Below are 17,897 nucleotides of genomic sequence, written 5' to 3' on the forward strand. Positions count from 1 at the left end.
TTTCTGGGGATGACAGTGATCGATCTGCCCGCAACCATGACCGCGATCGACCCCGAAACGCCGGGTGGACCCGAGGTCTTGAAGCCGGTCGCGCGGCCGGTGCCGCGTCCGGCGGACGGCGAAGTGCTGATCAAGGTCGCGGCGGCCGGCGTCAATCGCCCGGACGTGTTGCAGCGCAAGGGCGGCTATCCGCCGCCGCCGGGCGCGCCCTCTATTCCGGGATTGGAAGTCGCCGGACAGGTGATCGCCGCGAACGGGCTCGCGGAGGAAGCGCTGATCGGCCAGCCGGTCTGCGCACTGGTCGCGGGCGGCGGCTATGCCGAATATGCGGTCGCGCCCGCCGGCTCCTGCCTGATCGTGCCGGAGGCGCTGTCGATGATCGAAGCCGCGGCGATGCCCGAGACTCTGTTCACCGTCTGGGTCAATCTGTTCGAGCGCGCCTTCGTCGGCGACGGGGACTCGGTACTGCTCCACGGCGGCACCAGCGGCATCGGCACGATGGCAATCGGGCTGGCGAAGCTGTTTGGCCTGCGCATGATCGTCACCTGCGGGTCCGACGAGAAATGCGCCCGCGCGAGGGGACTGGGGGCGGCAGTCGCGATCAACTACAAGACGCAGGACTTCGTCGCCGAGGTGAAGGCCGCGACCGGGGGCGCCGGCGTGCAGGCGGTGATCGACATGGTCGGGGGCGACTATTTCCCCCGCAACCTCCAGTGCCTGGCGGAGGAAGGCCGCCACGTGTCGATCGCGGTGCAGCGCGGGGCGACCGCCGAAATCCCCATCTTCGACATCATGCGCCGCCGCCTGACGCTCACCGGCTCCACGCTTCGCCCCCGCTCCAAGGAGTTCAAGCAGCTTGTCGCCGACGAACTCGACCGCATGGTCTGGCCTCACGTCCGCGAAGGGCGGCTGAAGCCGGTGATCGATTCGACCTTTCCTCTCGCCGACGCCGCGTCGGCGCATGCGCGAATGGAGTCGGGCGACCATGTCGGGAAGATCGTGCTGACGGTCTGAGGATCGAGCCGCGGCGGCGGATAAGCCGGGCTTATCGGCGGTTCGTCGAAACTGATTGGCGCGGCCGCGCGCCGCGTGACAGCGCTTCTCCGAACGGAGGACGGCATGGACGGACAATTGATCCTTCACGAGGACGCACGCTCGGGCAATTGCTACAAGATCAGGCTGACCGCCGCGCATCTGGACGTGCCGCTCACCCGGCACAATTACGACATCATGAAGGGCGAAACGCGCACCCCCGCTTTCCTCGAACGCGTCAACGCGAATGGCCGCATTCCGGTTCTCCAGGTCGGCGACCGGTTCCTGCCGGAAAGCAATGCCGCCTGTTTCTGGCTCGCCGACGGCACGCACCTGATCCCCCACGACCGCTTCGCCCGGGCCGACATGCTGCGCTGGATGTTCTGGGAGCAGTATAACCACGAGCCCAACATCGCGACGCTCCGATTCTGGCGCCTGTTCCTGGGCGAGGAGCGGCTGAGCGACGTGCAGCGCGCGCAGCTTCCGGCCAAGCAGGCGGCCGGCGAAGCCGCGCTTCGGCTGATGGACGAGCATCTCGCCCGCCATGTCTGGCTTGCCGGCGACGCGTTCAGCCTCGCCGATATCTGCCTCTATGCCTACACCCATGTCGCCGAGGCAGGCGGGTTCGAGCTGCGGCCGTATCCGAACCTTGTCCGCTGGCTGGGCGACGTGGCGGCGCTGCCCGGCCATGTCGTGATGGAGCCGGAGCCGGCGCTCGCCGCCTAGCCGAGGACCGTCCTCGCTTCATCGCAGTCGTGCTGGATCTGCGCCTTCAGCGCGTCGAGACCGTCGAACTTCATCTCCGGCCGCAGCCAGCGGTGGAGCTCGACCTCGATGACCCGGCCGTAGAGGTCGCCTGGATCGCCGAAGAAATACGGCTCCAGCAATTCCTTGGGCGGGTCGAAGCTCGGGCGGATGCCCAGATTCGCGGCGCCGCCCAGCACGCGTCCGTCCGGCATGCGGCCGCGCACTGCATAGACTCCGTAGCGGGGCCGCAGATAGCGATCGAGGTCGATATTGGCGGTCGGAAAGCCGATCGTCCGGCCGAGCTTGTCGCCGTGCTGCACGGCGCCTTCGATCGCGAAGGGCCGCGTCAGCAGCCGCGCGGCAGTGGCGCAGTCGCCGGCCTGCAGCGCCTCGCGGATACGGCTTGACGACACCGGCTCGCCGTCCAGCGCGACCGGCGCGACCGCCTCGGCGACGATGCCGTGCCGGACGGCGAGCTCGGCGAGCACCGCGGCATTGCCCGAGCGGCCCCTGCCGAAGGTGAAGTCCTCGCCCGTCACCACGCCTGCCGCCCCGAGCAGGGCGACGAGCCGCTCCGCCACGAACGCCTCGGCGGACAGCCCCGCCAGCGCTCCGTCGAAGTGGAAGACGACCATCGCATCCGCGCCCGCCGCCGCGAACAGGCGCTCACGCTGGTCGAGCGTGGTCAGCCGGAACGGTGGCGCGTCGGGCTTGAAGAAGCGCACCGGGTGCGGATCGAACGTCGCGACCAGCGCCGGGCGTCCTTCGGCGCGCGCGCGCGCGATCGCGCGCCCGACAACCGCTTGATGGCCAAGGTGAAACCCGTCGAAATTGCCGAGCGCGACAATTCCGCCGCTGAAGCGGGCCGGAACCGCCGAGCCGCCGTCCAGCCGCTCCATGGCGCCGGGCTATAGTGATTCGGCCGCCAGGTTGGAAGCAGCGCCGACGAGTCGAAGCGCACGGCCGACGAGCCGAAAAGTTCCCGCCATTCATCGGAAGTTGGCTTCGAGTCGCCGCACGGCGGATGACTCGAAAACCGACCGTTCCCTACAGGCGAGTCAGCGAGAGCGGGGACACTCTTCACAATGAAATTCGGTCGCAGCGCCGTGTTCGGCGCCTTTTTGTTGTTTGCCTCGATGTTTGGGATCACGCCGGCCAGCGCTCAATTCTGGCAGTGCGCGCCCTATGCGCGGATGATCTCCGGCATCGACATCTACGGCAATGCGGGCACCTGGTGGGGCCAGGCGGCGGGCCGCTATGATCGCGGCCACGCGCCGGAAGTCGGCAGCGTGATGGTGCTGAAGCCGCACGGCAAGATGACGATCGGCCATGTCGCGATGGTCAGCGGCATCGTCTCCGACCGCGAAATCACCGTCACCCACGCCAATTGGTCGCGGCCCGGCCGCATCGAAAAGGACGTCCGCGTGGTCGATGTCTCGCCCGAGGGCGACTGGAGCGAAGTGAAGGTCTGGTACGCAGGCGCCGGGGATCTCGGCGGCACCACCTATCCGACGTTCGGCTTCATCTATCCCAAGGCTGCCCCGCTGCAGTTCGCCGACGCCTCCACGGGCGGATCGCGCCAGGTGGCGGTGAACTAAGGCTTCAGTCCGGCGATATAGTCGCTGACCAGGGCGACGCCTTCGGTGTGCACCATCGCGCGTCCGAGCTCCGGCATCGCGACGCCCGGCTCGGTGCTTTTCATCCGGTAAAGCAGGATCGACAGGTCGGGCCGGCCCGGCGCGATCGCGACGTCCAGCCCGCCGCTGCCGCGCCCGGCCGCGACCGGCGTCTTGCCGATGCCGCGCGCGACCGGGTCGGCTTCCTCCCAGGTCAAATAAAGCCCGCTGTTGCTCGCGGAGCCGGCGCGGTTGTGACAATGACCGCAATTGACGTCGAGATAGGCGCGCGCCCGCGCCGCTACGGGTGCCTTCGGGTCGTCCCAGTGCGGCAGCCTGGCTATGGCGGGCGCACGGTCGAGCATGCCGGCCTTCACCAGATCGCCCAGCAGTGACTGACTCAGGTTTCGCGCCTTGGGCCCGATCGGCTCGATCGCGCCGCTTAGCTGATGGCATTCCTTGCACTGGTTCTGGTTCGGCACGGCGTAGCTGATCTGCTGGCCGTGCACCTCGACCGGAATCCGCGTGCCGCCGCGGCGCAGCTCGGCATCCTTGCCGTCCCAGACATATGGCAGCGCGACCCAGCCGCTCGCGCGCCGCATCAGCACGCGGGTCTCCAGCGTGCGACCGGGATAGCCGAACGTCTTGATCAGCGCCGAACCGACCGGGAAGTCGAGCGGCCCGCCGCCGCGATACATGATCCGTTTGCCGGCGGGCACGTAGATGAAGCGCTCCTTCTCGGCATAATCGGAAAAGAGCGGCGTGTTCAGCGTATAGGGGTGCACGCGCGCGCTGGGCCTGCCGTTCGTGAAGAAGCCGAAGTCGGACAGCTTCGGCGGCAGCGTGTCGCCGCTGATCAGCGCATCGTTGACGCCCGGCGGAGCGGCGCTCGCAACCAGCATCCAGCCTGCAAGGCAGGCGAGCAGCCTCACTTGATCGCCGCCTCCATCGAGGCGGGCAGCACCACCGGCTTGGGCTCCGGCGGAACCGGGCCATCGGGGAAGTTCGCCGGCGCCGGTTTCGCCTGGTCGACCGAGGCTTCAGGGCTTGGCAGGTTCAGGCTCAGCGCCGGCACCGCGTCCTTGACGATCACGCCGGTGCCGGTCCCGTCCCAGAAGATCGGCGGTAGCGAGCCGCCCATTGCGGCGGCGATCTCGCTGCCGCCCGGAAAGCTCGGCGCGAAGCCGGCGCGGCCATGCTTGTTGTCGCGTACCACCACGCCGCGGAGCAGCGGGTTGTAGCTCTTGTCGGTGAAGGGTCGCTTGTAGCCGATCAGCATCACGTTGGTGTTGCCGTTATCGGCGAACATGTTGCCGAACACGAAGACGTCGGCATTCGCCATCACCATCACGCCGGTTCCCGTGGGAACGCTCGCGACGATATTGCCTTTGGGCGCGAAATTGGGCGTGTCGTTCTCGACCACCTGGTTTTCGAACACGCGAATGGCATGGCCGCCCATCTGCGGCAGGTTGGGCAGGTCGAACACCAGGATCCCGCCCGCATTCTTGCGCGCCGTGTTGCCGTACACATCGGCGTTGTGGCTGTTCTCGATCTCGATGCCCGCCACGTTGAACTCGGCGGTCGAGTTGCGGACGATGATGTTCTTCGATTGCCCGACATAGATGCCGGCATCCGACGCGCCGCGCACCGTCACCCGGTCGACCAGCACGTCGGTCGAGCTGACCGGATAGACGCCGTAGGCCCCGTTCTTCTCGTTCGGCCCGCCGGTCCATTCGACCCGGACATTGTGGTAGACGATGCGGTCGGCGCCCTTGGACTTGATACCGTCGCCTCTCGTGTCCTCGACGCCGAAATCGCGCAGCACCACGTCGTCCGAGGTGACGAGCAGCCCTTCGCCGGCCCCCTGCTGGTTCTTGAAGCTCAGCACCGTCGCGTCGGGGCCGGCGCCCTTGACCGTCACCTTGTCCACGTCGAGCGAGAGACCGTCGGTCAGCTCGTACCGCCCGGCGGCGATCTGGACGGTATCGCCCGGCTGCACCTCGATCAGCGCCGCCTGCAGGCGCTCCTGCGCGTCGGGACCCGGCGCGACGGTGACGGTCTTGGCGGCGAGCGGGGCCGCCGTGGCGAGAAGGGCGAGGGCGAGCGCTTTCATGGGTGGGAGGCTAGCGCTTGACAGCCGTGTCAGCAACGGCGCAGCCAAACACAATGAAAGCGCCCGTTCTCGCCCTTGCGCTGGTCGCGATGCCTGTGTTCGCGGCCCAGCCGGTAACCGGCGCCTGGCTGACAGATGCCAGGGACGGCATTGTCGAGATCGCGCCCTGCGGGGACAAGCTGTGCGGCCGTCTCGCGAAGATGCTTGTCGCGCCGAAAGGCTCCCCGACCGACCGCAACAATCCCGATCCGGCCTTGCGCGATCGCCCGCTGGTCGGATTGGCGGTGCTGACCGGCTTCGCGCCCGACGGCGAGGTGTGGCGCGGCACCGGCTACGATCCGAAGGCGGGCAAGAGCTATGCGACCACGCTCCAGCGGCTCGGCCCCGATACGCTGAAGGTAAAGGGCTGCGTGATGGGCTTTCTCTGCCGCTCCGCCATCTGGACGCGGGCCCAATAGGGTAGTCCTAGGCCTTTGACTCTGGCGCTTCGCCCGCTAACGAGCGCCGCAACCAGACGGAGGCACGAGTGGGGGAAATCGCGTCGCGTTCGCAAATCGGTTTTTCGCTGTTTCGGCGGGCGGTCATCGCGATCCCGCTGGTGCTGCTGCTCGGCATAGCGTCGGGCCGGCTGGCGGGTTCGGGATACGACAACAGCTGGTTCGCGGTGCTGCACAAGCCGGCGGCGATGCCGCCGGGCGCGGTGTTCGGCATCGCCTGGACTTTGCTCTACATTCTCCAGGGTCTGGCGTTCGCGATCGTGCTCAATGCGCGCGGGAACCGGCTGCGCGCGCTCGCAATCACCCTGTTCGTGCTCCAATTGGGGCTGAACCTGACATGGTCGCCGATCTTCTTCGCGCTGCACCAGGTCACGGCAGCCTTCTGGCTGATCGTCGGGATCATCGTCGCTGCCCTGGCGGCCACCGTCGTGTTCGCTCAGGTCAGGCCGGTCGCGGGGTGGCTGATGGTACCCTATGTCGCCTGGCTCTGCTTCGCGGCCGCTCTCAATCATGACGTCGCACGGATGAACCCGGATGCGGAACGGCTTGTCCCCGGCGCATCCAGCACCCAAATAGACGACTGATCAGGAGCGACCATGCAGACCGAGAACCGTTTTTTCGACGATTTCGCGAAGATGCTGAACGGCGTTGCCGGCACCTTTGCGGGAATGGGCCGCGAGGCCGAGGCGTCGATGAAGGAGCGGATGCGCGAATGGATCGGCGGCATGGATTTCGTCAGCCGCGACGAGTTCGAGGCGGTGAAGGCGATGGCGGCCGCCGCGCGCGACGAGGCGGATGCGCTGCGCGCGCGCCTGGAGAAGCTTGAGGCGGCGGGGACCGGCGGGGCCAAGAAGCCGCCGAAGATTTGAACAACCTGTCCCATTTCAATCCACAGCTTTATGAACTCGCCCACAGCGGGCCGCTTGTCGCGCAGACTCCGCGCTGCGATCATGCAGCGCAACAAACGGTCGCGACCGGGGAACGGCCATGATGACGCTTGAAGACTTCGAAGAAGCCGAAGGTGAATCGGCCGCGCCGATCGAAATGCTGGAGAATTACTTCTCCGCGCACGGCTGGGCCTATGAACGGGGGGCCGACGACGAGATCGTCGCCAACGTCAAGGGCAGCTGGACCGAGTATGAGCTGCGTGGCGTCTGGCGGGACGAGGACCGCGTGCTGCAGTTCCTGGCGCTGCCCGATATCAAGGTGGCCGAGGACAAGCGCGCCGCCATCTACGAGGCGATCGGGCTGGTCAACGAGCAGCTGTGGATCGGCCATTTCGAGCTATGGTCGTCGAGCGGCATCGTGCTGTTCCGCCATGCGGCGCTCCTGGAAGGCGACGAGCCGATCATGTCGCTGTCGCAGACGGAGACGCTGATCGAGTCCGCGATCGACGAATGCGAGCGCTATTACCCGGTGTTCCAGTTCGTGCTGTGGGGCGGCAAGACCCCGCGCGAGGCGATCGCCGCCGCCCTGATCGAGACGCAAGGCGAGGCTTGATGTCCACTCCCGCTTAGGAAGCGGGTTACTCTCCCAGAACAACCACCCTGTTCCGGCCTTCGCGCTTGGCGCGGTACAGGGCCTGGTCCGCGGCGCGGAGCATCTGGCGGCCATTGTCCTTGGGGCCGAGCGAGGCGACGCCGGCCGAGAAGCTGACCTGGCCGATCGGCTCGCCCGATTGTTTGGCGACGAGCCGGCGGTCCTCCAGGTCAGCGCGAACTTCGTTGACTATTCGCCCGGCCGCCTCGGCGCTTGAGCCTTCGAAAAGCATCACGAATTCCTCGCCGCCGTGGCGGGCGACGAAGCAATTATTGCCCGAAGCGGAAGCCAGCCGCTGGGCGACGAACTTCAGGATACGGTCGCCCACGTCGTGGCCGTGGGTGTCGTTGATGACCTTGAAATGGTCGATGTCGCAAAAGGCGAGGGCGAGCGGCTTGGCGGTCTCGCGTGCCTGCAGCACCGCGCGGCGCAGCTTGTTCTCGAACGCACGGCGGTTGGCGAGGCCGGTTAGCGCGTCGCTCTCCGCGATCCGCCGCGCCTCGGCCAGGCTGCCGCGCAGCTGCGTCATCTGCTTGCCGGCGTCGCGGAGCTGCTGCTCGGCCGCCTTGGTGCGCGCGATCATAGAGCTGGTGAGCTGGACCAGGGCCTTGACCGCTTCCTCGCTGCCGCCGCCCTGCAGGTCCGCGACCTTGCTTTCGAGCGCCTGGCCATAGGCCTGGGCGTCGGCGCCCGACTGTTTGGCGAGACCGGCAATCTGGCTGAGCCCCGCCTGCGCCTTGTCGACCAGGTTGGCGAGGAACTCGGCCGACATGTCGGTGCGCACCTCCGCGAGGATCAGCTCGGCCGCCTCGGCGGTCAGCAGCCCTTCGCGCATGATCGCCCGGTCGACGGCATCGACGAGGCGCCGGTCCGTTTCGAGGATATAGCCATAGACGAGCTCGTAGTGGGCAGGCGTCGGCTCCAACAGGTTCTGCTGCAGGAAGGCGCCGACCCGCTGGAAGATCGACGGCTCCGGCCGGCCGGCTTCCGGCGTGCTGCTTTCCTCTTCGCGACCGCCGAACCAGCTCTTGACGGCCTGGGTCAGGCGATTGCCGCGCTGCCGCGCATCGTCGCGCGGACTCGCCCGCCGGTCCTGCCCCGGAATGCCGTCGACGGGAACCAGGCGTGCGGAGGAGGAAGCGTCGCTCATGCGATGGTAAACGGCAGGGCGGCCGATTTCTTGACCCGCGGCCATGAAAAAATTGCGGCGCAGGAGCCGCGGGCGCGATAGGCGGGAGCGCATGGACGCGGAATTCTCGGATTTGGGGCCGATCTGGCTGGTCGGCTGCGGCAACATGGCGGGCGCGATGCTGAAACGCTGGCTCGACGCGGGGCTGCCGCCGGAGCGGGTAACGGTCATCCGCCCGAGCGGCGTGTCGCCCGCCAAGGGCGTGCGCACGGTGCGCCAAGTGCCCCGTGGCGAGGCGCCGCCGCGCGTCCTTCTGCTCGGCGTCAAGCCGCAAAAGCTGGGCGAGGTCGCTGATTCGGTGGCGGCGGCGATCGGCGGGGAGACGATGCTGGTCTCGATCCTTGCCGGCGTCGAGCTGGCGACCCTCAGCGCGCGATTTTCCAAGGCGGGCGCGGTCGTACGCGCCATGCCCAACACGCCGGTCGCCCTCGGCCGCGGCGTCGTCGCCCTTTATGGTGAGGTCGGCAGCCGCAAGAAGGAGCTGGAGGCGCTGATGCGTCCGCTCGGCCTGGTGGAATGGGCCGCGAACGAGGAGCAGTTCGGCCAGATGGCGGCGCTGGCCGGCTGCGGTCCGGCGTTCCTGTTCCGCTTCATCGACGCTGTCGCTGCGGCGGGGACGGCGCTCGGCCTGCCCGCGGATCAGGCCCTCCGGCTCGCGACCGCGATGGTCGACGGCGCGGCGGGCCTGGCAGCCGGTTCCGACGAGAGCCCCGCGGTGCTGGCCGATCGCGTGGCGAGCCCCGGCGGCATGACACGCAAGGGGCTGGACGTGCTGGACGACGGCGCCGCGCTGCGCGACCTGCTGACCCGAACGCTGGCCGCCGCCGATCGCCGCGGCCGCGAGATGGCGGCGGAAACGCGCTAGGCCAGGCCTTCCAGCACCGTCCAGAAGCCGCCCACCGCGTGCTGCCCCGCCTGGGCGTAGGCAGAGGCCATGCGCGCCCGCATCGCCTCGAACAGCTCCGCCTCCAGCGCCTTGCCGTCGTCGGTCAGGCGCAGCAGACGCTGGCGGCGATCGTCGCGTCCGGTGCGGACCTCGACCAGCCCGCGCGCGGTCAACTCGCTCAGCACGCGGTTCAGCGCCTGCTTGGTGACGCCGAGCCGCCGAAGCAGCGCGCCAACCGTCAGGTCCGGCTGGCGGCCGATGAAGTAGAGCGCCCGCTGGTGTGCACGGCCGAGACGTGCCGCCGCCAGGATCGGCAGAATCGCGCGGGCGATCTCCGCCTGGGCGTCGAACATCAGCTCGAGCCCGCGCCGCACTTCGGCTTCGCGCAGGAACAGGGCAGTCGGGAAGCTTGCCATTGCACTTGCCATGCCATTCGCCCTAGGCGGTCTGCAAGTTTGCGAGGGGAGCCATGAGCCTGACGTTCGAGTTCCATCCCAATGCCGCGCCGCTGGCAACCGGCGAGCGCGACGCGCTTCTCGCGGATCCCGGCTTCGGCCGTGTCTTTACCGACCACATGGCGGTGGTGCGCTACACGGAAGGCCAGGGCTGGCATTCGGCGCGCATCCAGCCGCGCGAGCCGATCGCGACCGATCCCGCCTCGTCGGTGCTCCATTATGCCCAGGAGATTTTCGAGGGATTGAAAGCGTATCGCCAGCCGGACGGGGCCGTCGCGCTGTTCCGCCCGGACGCCAATGCAAGGCGCCTGCGCGAGTCGGCGAAGCGGATGGCGATGCCCGAGCTGCCGGAGGAGGTCTTCATCGATTCCGTCCGGGCGCTGGTCAGCACCGACAAGGATTGGGTGCCGAGCATCTCCGACGGCGCGCTCTACCTGCGCCCGTTCGTTTTCGCGAGCGAAGTGTTCCTGGGGGTGAAGCCCTCGTCCGAATATATCTACGCGGTGATCGCTTCGTCCGTCGGCTCTTATTGGAAAGGCGGCGTCAAGGCGATCTCGCTCTGGGCCTCGCAAAGCTACACCCGGGCGGCGCCGGGCGGCACCGGGGCTGCCAAGTGCGGCGGCAATTACGCCGCCAGCCTGATCGCGCTGGCCGAGGCCGGCCGCCAAGGCTGCGAGCAGGTCGTGTTCCTGGACGCGGTCGAGCGCCGCTGGGTCGAGGAGCTGGGCGGCATGAACATCTTCTTCGTCTTTGCCGACGGCACGCTGCGCACGCCGCCGCTGGGCGGCACGATTCTCGCCGGCATCACCCGCGACTCGCTGATCCGGCTCGCCCGGGACCAGGGGTTGAGCGTCGAGGAAGCGCCCTACGGCATTGACCAGTGGCAGGAGGACGCGAAGGGCGGCAGGCTGGTCGAGGCGTTCGCCTGCGGCACTGCTGCGGTCGTGACGCCGATCGGTCGCGTGAAAGGCGAGGGGTTCGACGTGACGATCGGCAGCGGCGGCCCCGGCCAGCTGACCGAGAGCCTGCGCCGTCAGCTGACCGACATCCAGTTCGGCCGCGCGCCCGACCCCCACGGCTGGATGATGCGCGTCGCCTGACGGGGCTTTTAGGGCTTCCGCCCGCCCGAGCCGCCGCTATAGAGGCGCCCGCCTGCTGGGGCGTCGCCAAGTGGTAAGGCACCGGTTTTTGGTACCGGCATTCGCAGGTTCGAATCCTGCCGCCCCAGCCAGACTGCTCACGCCGACCTCGTGCCCAGGTGCGGTTCCTGGGCGCGGCTGCGGGCGAGGCCGTAGGTCAGATAGATCAGCAGCCCGATGCCGTTCCAGACGAAGAAGCTCTCCTGCGTCACCGTCTGGAGGCTGGTGAACAGGTACAGGCAGCCGAGGATCGCGGCGGGCGCGATGATCCACACCGCCGGCGTGCGGAACGGACGCCGCCGGTCCGGGTCGCGCCGCCGCATCACCAGCACGCAGACGGCAACGGCGACGAAGGCGCAGAGCGTGCCGGCGTTCGCCAGCGACGCGATCAGGTCCAAGGGCGTCACTGCGGCGATGAAGGCGACGAACACCGCCGTTACCGCCGTGATCGTCGCCGGCGTGCCCCGCTTTGAAACCCGGGCTAGGCCAGTCGGCAGGAAGCCGTCGCGCGCCATAACCATGAAGATGCGCGTCTGCCCGTAAAGGAAGGCGAGCAGCACCGTCGGCAACGCGATCGCCGCTGCGGCCGCGACGATGGTGGAGACGCCCGGCTGGCCGATCCCGCGCAGGATCAGCGCCAGCGGCTCGGGGCTGTTCGCGAACGCGGTATAATGGAGCGCGCCGACGGCGGCCGCCGCCACGATCATGTAGATCGCGGTGCAGGCGATCATCGATCCGACGATGCCGATCGCAAGGTCGCGCTCCGGGTTTTTCGCTTCCTCGGCCGCGGTCGAGATCGCGTCGAAGCCGTAAAAAGCGAAGAAGATGATCGCGGCGGCGCCCATCATGCCGTATTTGACGCCGTCCGCCCCCGCCGCGCTGCCATAGCCGAGCGGTGCGAACGGCTTCAGGTTGGCAGGGTCGAAATGCGGCAGCGCGACGGCGACGAACAGCGCCAGCGTCACGATCTTCAGCACCACCAGAGCCGTATTCACGGTCGCGCTTTCCTTGGTGCCGAGCATCAGCAGGCCGGCAACTACCGCGATAATGAAGATGGCGGGCAGGTTCACGCCGCTCGCGGTCAGATGGAAGGTCCCGTCCATCAGGCTGCCCGCCGCCGCCGGCCCGTGCGTCAGCGCGTCGGGCAGATGGATGCCGAGCCCGTGCAGGAACGCGACCGCATAGCCGGACCAGCCCACCGCCACCGTGGCTACGACCAGCGAATATTCGAGGATCAGGCTCCACCCGACCACCCAGGCGAACACTTCACCCAGCACCGAATAGCTGTAGGTATAGGCGCTGCCGGACGCCGGGATCATCGTCGCCATCTCGGCGTAGCACAGCGCAGCGCAGGCGCAGATCGCGCCGGCGACGGCGAAGCTGACCAGCACTGCCGGCCCGGCGCGGTCCGCGCCGACGCCGATCAGCGTCAGGATGCCGGTGCCGACGATCGCGCCGACGCCCAGCGCGACCAGGTGCGGCCAGGACAGCGTGCGCGCGAGCCGGTGCTCCGCCGGCTGCGCATCCCCGGTCACGATCGCCTTGCGGCGCAATAGCTTGCTCATCGCCCCTCCACGTCATCCCGGCGAAAGCCGGAACCCACCTTCTTTAGACCGCACGGGAGAAGAAGGAAGGTGCGCCCCGGGTCAAGCCCGGGACGACGGTTCAACGATAATCCGGATCGTGGAGCAGGTCCCCGAAATCCGGGAAGTCCGCCGACACGCGGTCCGGGAATGTGGCCTCGCGCTTGTCCAGAAAGCTCTGCACGCCCTCGCGCGCATCGCCGCTCTGGCCGCGCGACCAGATGCCGCGACTGTCCAGCCGGTGCGCGAGCATCGGATGCTCCGCGCCCAACATCCGCCACATCATCTGCCGGGTGAGCGCGACCGAGACCGGCGCGCTATGGTCGGTCAGCGCGTGCGCGAGCGCGCGGGCGGCGGGGATCAGGTCCTCGGGCGCGTGCAGCGAGCGGACCAGGCCGCCTTTCAGTGCCTCGGCCGCGTCGAACACGCGCGCCGAATAGCACCAGTCGAGCGCCTGCGAGATGCCGACGAGCCGCGGCAGGAACCAGCTCGACGCCGCTTCGGGCACGATGCCGCGCCTGGCGAAAACAAAGCCGAACCGCGCGGCCTCGCTCGCCAGGCGGAAGTCGAAGGGCAGCGTCATCGTCACGCCGATGCCGACCGCCGGCCCGTTGATCGCGCCGATCACCGGCTTGTTCGAGTTGAAGATGCGGAGCGCCAGCCGGCCACCGCCGTCGCGGACGCCGGGGTGCGAATAGTCGACTGATCCGTCCTCCCGAACCGGGGAGCCTTGCTCCAGCCGGTCGGGCCGCTTCGCATAGTCGAAGGTGGCGCCGCCCGCGCCCAGATCCGCGCCGGCGCAATAGGCGCGGCCCGCGCCGGTCATGATCACCGCGCGCACCGCATCGTCGGCATCGGCCTCGTCGAACGCGGCGATCAGCTCCTTCATCATCTGCGGCGTGAACGCGTTCAGCCGATCGGGCCGGTTGAGCGTGATGGTGAGAATGCCGTCCTGAGCTTCGGTCAGGATGGTCTCGAACCTGCTCACGGCTTCTTGCTCAGCAGGTCCATCGCGGCCGTGACCATCGCCTCGGCGCCGGTGGCGATCACTGCCTCCGCGTCCGGCGCCCAGAAGGGGCTGTGCAGCGACGGCAGCTTCGCCGGGTCGCCGCCCGCCTCCTGCCATTTCGCCTGCGGCACGCCGCCGACCCAGAAGATCGTCGACTGGATGTGCTGGGGATCGACCTCGCGATATTCGGGGAAGTCCTCGCTGACCATCACCGGCTTCGCTTGGCTCACCCGCTCCGCGCCGAAGCGCGCCTTGAACGCCGCGCCCAGCCGGTTGGTCAGCGGCTCGTCATTATAGGTGGAAATGCCGGACGTGCCGAAGGTGGAGACGACCGGCATCAGTTCCTCGGGCATCCCCGCCGCGATCGCCTCGCCGCGCGCGATCCGCCTGATGCCGTCCAGCAGGTGCGCCCGCGTTTCCTTCGAATAGCTGCGCACGGTCAGCTGCATTTTCACTTCAAACGGGATGATGTTGTGCTTGCTGCCGCCATGGATCGAGCCAACCGTGACGACCACCGCGTCCTGCGGGTCGATCTCTCGGGCAGCGAGCGTCTGCAGCGAGGTGACGATGCGCGCGGCAAGCACGATCGGGTCCTTGGTCGTGGCCGGGGCGGCGCCGTGGCCGCCGACGCCCTTCACCAGGATATCAACCGAATCGACCGCGGCCATCGCATAGCCCGGCGTGTAGCCGATCGTGCCCGCGGGTCCGGACGCGGAATCGTGGAAGGCGACGACATATTGCGGCTTCGGAAAGCGGGTGAAGAGCCCGTCCTTCAGCATGGCCGAGGCGCCGGCATTTATCTCCTCGGCAGGCTGGCCGATCATGATCAACGTGCCCGACCAGCGATCCTTCATCGCAGCCATGCGCCGCACGGTCTCGATCCAGGCAGTCATGTGCGTGTCGTGGCCGCAGGCGTGCATCACCGGCGTTTCCTGTCCGTCAATGCCGATCGCCTTGACCTTGCTGGCAAAGGGGAGCCCGGTCTGCTCGGCGACCGGCAGCGCGTCCATGTCGGCGCGCAGCATCACCACCGGGCCGGGACCGTTCTTCATCACCGCGACGACGCCATAGCCGCCGACGCCGGTGGTCACCTCGAACCCGGCCTTCTTCGCTTCCGCCGCGAGGATGGCGGAGGTCCGCTTCTCCTGCCCCGACAGCTCCGGGTTGGCGTGCAGGTCGCGGTAGATGGTGATCAGGCCGGGCATGTCCCGGGCGATATCGGCGCGAAGGCTGTCGGGCTGGGCCAGGGCAGGGGAGGCGAAGAGCAGGGGGAGCAGGATCAAGGCGCGCACGAGATTCTCCAGAATGACCACTCACCCGGTTCGGGCTGAGCTAGTCGAAGCTGTCCCTTTCTTTCCGGCATTGAACAAAAGAACAAGGGGAGGCCTTCGACAGGCCCGGGCCGAACGGAGATTAAGAGCCCGTCTTGCCGACAGGCACCAGTTCGATCACGTCCATCAGGCTTTCGTAGCGCGGATAGGGCAGGATCAGCCGCCAGCGCCCGTCGCCCAGGCTTTCCACGGCGCCGATCATGTCGCGGTCGGCGTCGCGGCCATAATCGATCGCTCGCTTCTCGTCCCCCAGCACCAGCGTGCCGACGAAGACCGTCTTCTGCGCCCCGTCCAGGATCATGCCGATCGGCCGCTGCGATCCGGTCAGCTTGCGGAAGCTGGAAATGCCCCCTTCGTCTGCGATGCGGCAGTCGAACGCGGGGTACGTCACATAGGCGAGCTCCCCCGCACCCTTCGCGCCGAGCTTGATGACGCGGCATCGATAGTCGCCGGCTGGCGGCCGGGGGTCGGCGATGCCGGCATCGGGCTCCAGCAGCTTGCCTTCGCGCGCGATTTCGGCCACGTGGCCGCTCGCTCGCGCCTGAGCCAGTCCTTCGACGAAGGCGATGCGCCAGCGGCTCAGGCGCTCGCGGTCGGCCGGCGTCGCGACGCGCCGCCAGTCCAGTGCGGGCTGCGCGGCGGCGGCAACTCGCTCATCATGCGCGCAGGCGCTCAGCGTGAGCGCCGCGATCAGCCAAGCCTTGTTCATGCGACCCTCTCGTTTCCCGCGAGCTTACCGCACACGGGCGAGAGCGCCAGCTCAAATCAGGCCGCGGTCCAGCCGCCGTCCATCGACAGATTGGCGCCGGTGATCTGCGCCGCTTCGTCGCGGCACAGGAACAGCGCCAGCGCGGCGACCTGTTCCGGCTGGACGAACTGCTTGGTCGGCTGGGCCGCCAGCAGCACGTCGTTCACGACCTGCTCGCGAGTCAGCCCGCGGGTGCGCATCGTGTCGGGGATCTGGTTTTCGACGAGCGGGGTCCAGACATAGCCGGGGCTGATGCAATTGACGGTGATGCCGTGCGGCGCCGTCTCCAGAGCGACGGTCTTGGTCAGCCCCGCGATCCCGTGCTTGGCCGCGACATAGGCCGACTTGTTCGGGCTCGCGACCAGCGAATGGGCGGACGCCGTCGAGATGATCCGCCCCCATTTCCTCGTCTTCATGTGCGGGATCGCCGCGCGCATCAGATGAAAGGTCGACGACAGGTTTATCGCGATGATCGCGTCCCATTTCTCGACCGGGAATTCGTCGACCGGCGAGACATATTGGATGCCTGCATTGCTGATCACGATGTCCGGCCCGCCGAGCGACTCGGCGCAGTCGTGGACCATCGCCGCGATCTCCTCCGGCTTCGACATGTCGGCGGCCGAATAGCGCGCCTCGGTGCCGCTGATCGCCGCCAGGTTCGCGCGCTCGGTCTCGATGGCCTGCGCGTCGCCGAAGCCGTTGATCATCACCGCCGCGCCTTCGGCCGCCAGCGCCTTCGCATAGGCGAGGCCGATGCCGGACGTGGAACCGGTGACGATCGCGGTCTTGCCTTTGAGGAACATACGGAACTCCTATTTGCGGGTGAGGTCGAAAGCGGCGGTCCGGCCATCGACGATGTTGCGGGCGAGCAGCTCGGACCGGTCGATGGTCTCCATGACGGCGGCGTGGCCCGCGGTCCAATGCTCCATCATCGAACGGGCGGAGAATTCGTAATCGCGCGAGCCGCTTTCCCAGGCGGAAGCGCGGTGGATCAGCTGGACGACATTGACCGGCTGCTCGGCCGCCTGCGCCCGAAGCGCCTCCACATCGGGATCGTTTTTCAGCTCGGCCGGCAGCTTGCGAAGCACTCGGCGGACGAGCTCGCGCTCTTTGCGGAGCTTCATCAATTGGTCGCTGACCTGACGCGTGCGGCTGGAGTAACGGATCTCCTTCTCGCGCGCGAACACGTCGAGGATCGTGCGCGGGGCCGGGCCGGCGGCGGGGAAAAGGTCGACCTGGAACACCAGCATCGGCTCGGTCTGGGTGTCGAGCACGTCGGAAAGCGGCGTGTTGGAGACGATGCCGCCGTCCCACCAGAGCTTTCCGTCGATCTCGACCGGCGGCAGCCCGGGGGGCAGCGCGCCCGAGGCCATGATGTGGCGCGCGTCCAGCCGCTCCTTGCGGTTGGAGAAATAGCGGAAATTGCCGCTCTCGATCTCGACCGCGCCCACCGAAAGGTGAACCGGCCCGGTGTTCAGCAGCTCCCAGTCGATCAGCTTCTCGAGCGTCTCCGCCAGGATCGAGTTGTCGTAGAAGCTGAGCGCTCCCGGTGTCCCGGGCGCCGCGAACATCGGCGGCACGAATCGCGCGCCGAAGAAGCCCGGCACGCCGGTGACTGCGACAAAGGCCGCCGACCATTCGTGCACCAGCTCGCGCCAGTGATCGTCGCCGGGGATCGGAAAGCTCGGCAGCCAGCTCGTGACCAGCTCCCAGAACTCGCGCAACCGCGCGACGCGGCGCGCGGGCGGGTTGCCGGCCAGGATTGCGGCGTTGACCGCCCCGATCGAGATGCCGGCGATCCGGTCGATCTCGATCTCCTGCGCGTCGAGCGCCTCATAGACGCCCGCTTGGTAGGAGCCGAGCGCGCCGCCGCCTTGCAACACCAGCGCGACCTGCTCCGGCAACGGCATTGCCGTGCGCCTGCGACTCGGTTCCGCATCCGCCATATCGCTCCCGTAACCTTCCCGGCTAAGCAGGGGCAACCGATTGCGCGGCCGATCATTGAGACGGCGG

At 68.1% G+C, this 17,897-nt stretch carries 20 protein-coding genes and 1 tRNA gene; 10 read left to right on the plus strand and 11 right to left on the minus strand.

Annotated elements, in window-relative coordinates; all coding sequences use genetic code 11:
- Positions 1-36 precede the first annotated feature (36 nt).
- Complete coding sequence (locus tag GON01_RS14610; RefSeq protein WP_157028085.1) at positions 37-1,014, plus strand: NAD(P)H-quinone oxidoreductase; 978 nt, start codon at positions 37-39, stop codon at positions 1,012-1,014.
- A gap of 105 nt (positions 1,015-1,119) precedes the next feature.
- Positions 1,120-1,758 carry a glutathione S-transferase family protein gene (locus GON01_RS14615; protein ID WP_157028086.1) on the plus strand — a complete coding sequence of 213 codons (639 nt, stop codon included), beginning with the start codon at positions 1,120-1,122 and terminating at the stop codon, positions 1,756-1,758.
- Here GON01_RS14615 and GON01_RS14620 read toward each other — a convergent pair.
- On the minus strand, positions 1,755-2,678 hold the full coding sequence (locus GON01_RS14620; protein WP_157028087.1) for a bifunctional riboflavin kinase/FAD synthetase: 924 nt from the start codon (positions 2,676-2,678) through the stop codon (positions 1,755-1,757). The two genes, GON01_RS14615 and GON01_RS14620, sit on opposite strands and share 4 nt — an antisense overlap.
- A gap of 186 nt (positions 2,679-2,864) precedes the next feature.
- Between GON01_RS14620 and GON01_RS14625 the strand changes: the two genes are divergently transcribed.
- The gene (locus tag GON01_RS14625; protein ID WP_157028088.1) at positions 2,865-3,377 is read left to right on the plus strand and encodes a CHAP domain-containing protein; all 513 of its coding nucleotides are present in this window, start codon (positions 2,865-2,867) and stop codon (positions 3,375-3,377) included.
- Here GON01_RS14625 and GON01_RS14630 read toward each other — a convergent pair.
- Together GON01_RS14630 and GON01_RS14635 are read right to left on the minus strand one after the other, a co-directional pair.
- A complete protein-coding gene (locus tag GON01_RS14630; protein WP_309503324.1) occupies positions 3,374-4,327 on the minus strand; it encodes an SO2930 family diheme c-type cytochrome in 954 nt (317 codons plus the stop codon). The two genes, GON01_RS14625 and GON01_RS14630, sit on opposite strands and share 4 nt — an antisense overlap.
- Positions 4,324-5,508: a parallel beta-helix domain-containing protein gene (locus GON01_RS14635; protein ID WP_157028089.1), complete on the minus strand. Its 1,185-nt coding sequence runs from the start codon at positions 5,506-5,508 to the stop codon at positions 4,324-4,326. Before GON01_RS14635 ends, GON01_RS14630 begins: the two co-directional genes overlap by 4 nt.
- Positions 5,509-5,561: 53 nt before the next feature.
- Here GON01_RS14635 and GON01_RS14640 point away from each other — a divergent pair, with 53 nt between their 5' ends.
- From GON01_RS14640 to GON01_RS14655, 4 genes are all read left to right on the plus strand, one after another.
- A complete protein-coding gene (locus GON01_RS14640) occupies positions 5,562-5,966 on the plus strand; it encodes a DUF2147 domain-containing protein (RefSeq protein ID WP_157028090.1) in 405 nt (134 codons plus the stop codon).
- Between the two features lie 68 nt (positions 5,967-6,034).
- Complete coding sequence (locus GON01_RS14645; protein ID WP_181599997.1) at positions 6,035-6,589, plus strand: TspO/MBR family protein; 555 nt, start codon at positions 6,035-6,037, stop codon at positions 6,587-6,589.
- Between the two features lie 12 nt (positions 6,590-6,601).
- Complete coding sequence (locus GON01_RS14650; RefSeq protein ID WP_157028091.1) at positions 6,602-6,874, plus strand: accessory factor UbiK family protein; 273 nt, start codon at positions 6,602-6,604, stop codon at positions 6,872-6,874.
- A gap of 118 nt (positions 6,875-6,992) precedes the next feature.
- Positions 6,993-7,505, plus strand: coding sequence for a type III secretion system chaperone family protein (locus GON01_RS14655; protein WP_157028092.1), 513 nt, complete (start codon positions 6,993-6,995; stop codon positions 7,503-7,505).
- A gap of 25 nt (positions 7,506-7,530) precedes the next feature.
- Here the strand turns inward: GON01_RS14655 and GON01_RS14660 are convergent, their stop codons facing one another.
- Entirely contained in the window at positions 7,531-8,694 is a 1,164-nt protein-coding gene (locus GON01_RS14660; RefSeq protein ID WP_181599998.1) for a GGDEF domain-containing protein, read from the minus strand.
- Positions 8,695-8,785: 91 nt separating this feature from the next.
- Here GON01_RS14660 and GON01_RS14665 point away from each other — a divergent pair, with 91 nt between their 5' ends.
- Entirely contained in the window at positions 8,786-9,598 is an 813-nt protein-coding gene (locus tag GON01_RS14665; protein WP_157028094.1) for a pyrroline-5-carboxylate reductase family protein, read from the plus strand.
- On the opposite strand, the gene GON01_RS14670 is transcribed toward GON01_RS14665, so the two are convergent.
- On the minus strand, positions 9,595-10,047 hold the full coding sequence (locus tag GON01_RS14670) for a MarR family transcriptional regulator (protein WP_157028095.1): 453 nt from the start codon (positions 10,045-10,047) through the stop codon (positions 9,595-9,597). The two genes, GON01_RS14665 and GON01_RS14670, sit on opposite strands and share 4 nt — an antisense overlap.
- Before the next feature lie 41 nt (positions 10,048-10,088).
- Between GON01_RS14670 and GON01_RS14675 the strand changes: the two genes are divergently transcribed.
- Both GON01_RS14675 and GON01_RS14680 read left to right on the plus strand, forming a co-directional pair.
- Complete coding sequence (locus tag GON01_RS14675) at positions 10,089-11,174, plus strand: branched-chain amino acid aminotransferase (protein ID WP_157028096.1); 1,086 nt, start codon at positions 10,089-10,091, stop codon at positions 11,172-11,174.
- 56 nt (positions 11,175-11,230) lie between these two features.
- Positions 11,231-11,305, plus strand: a tRNA-Gln gene (locus GON01_RS14680).
- A 6-nt stretch (positions 11,306-11,311) separates the two neighbouring features.
- On the opposite strand, the gene GON01_RS14685 is transcribed toward GON01_RS14680, so the two are convergent.
- The 6 genes from GON01_RS14685 to GON01_RS14710 form a co-directional block, all read right to left on the minus strand.
- Positions 11,312-12,778 carry an amino acid permease gene (locus GON01_RS14685; RefSeq protein WP_157028097.1) on the minus strand — a complete coding sequence of 489 codons (1,467 nt, stop codon included), beginning with the start codon at positions 12,776-12,778 and terminating at the stop codon, positions 11,312-11,314.
- 100 nt (positions 12,779-12,878) lie between these two features.
- Complete coding sequence (locus tag GON01_RS14690) at positions 12,879-13,784, minus strand: crotonase/enoyl-CoA hydratase family protein (RefSeq protein ID WP_309503328.1); 906 nt, start codon at positions 13,782-13,784, stop codon at positions 12,879-12,881.
- Positions 13,781-15,097 (minus strand): amidohydrolase, encoded by a 1,317-nt coding sequence (locus tag GON01_RS14695; protein WP_309503330.1) that lies wholly within the window; start codon positions 15,095-15,097, stop codon positions 13,781-13,783. Before GON01_RS14695 ends, GON01_RS14690 begins: the two co-directional genes overlap by 4 nt.
- Before the next feature lie 121 nt (positions 15,098-15,218).
- The gene (locus GON01_RS14700; protein WP_157028098.1) at positions 15,219-15,845 is read right to left on the minus strand and encodes a DUF4893 domain-containing protein; all 627 of its coding nucleotides are present in this window, start codon (positions 15,843-15,845) and stop codon (positions 15,219-15,221) included.
- Between the two features lie 56 nt (positions 15,846-15,901).
- Positions 15,902-16,687: a 3-hydroxybutyrate dehydrogenase gene (locus GON01_RS14705; RefSeq protein ID WP_157028099.1), complete on the minus strand. Its 786-nt coding sequence runs from the start codon at positions 16,685-16,687 to the stop codon at positions 15,902-15,904.
- 9 nt (positions 16,688-16,696) lie between these two features.
- On the minus strand, positions 16,697-17,830 hold the full coding sequence (locus GON01_RS14710; RefSeq protein WP_157028100.1) for a DUF3734 domain-containing protein: 1,134 nt from the start codon (positions 17,828-17,830) through the stop codon (positions 16,697-16,699).
- Positions 17,831-17,897 lie beyond the last annotated feature (67 nt).

The sequence above is a fragment of the Sphingomonas horti genome (assembly GCF_009753715.1).
GTDB classification, from domain to species: Bacteria; Pseudomonadota; Alphaproteobacteria; order Sphingomonadales; family Sphingomonadaceae; genus Sphingomonas_B; species Sphingomonas_B horti.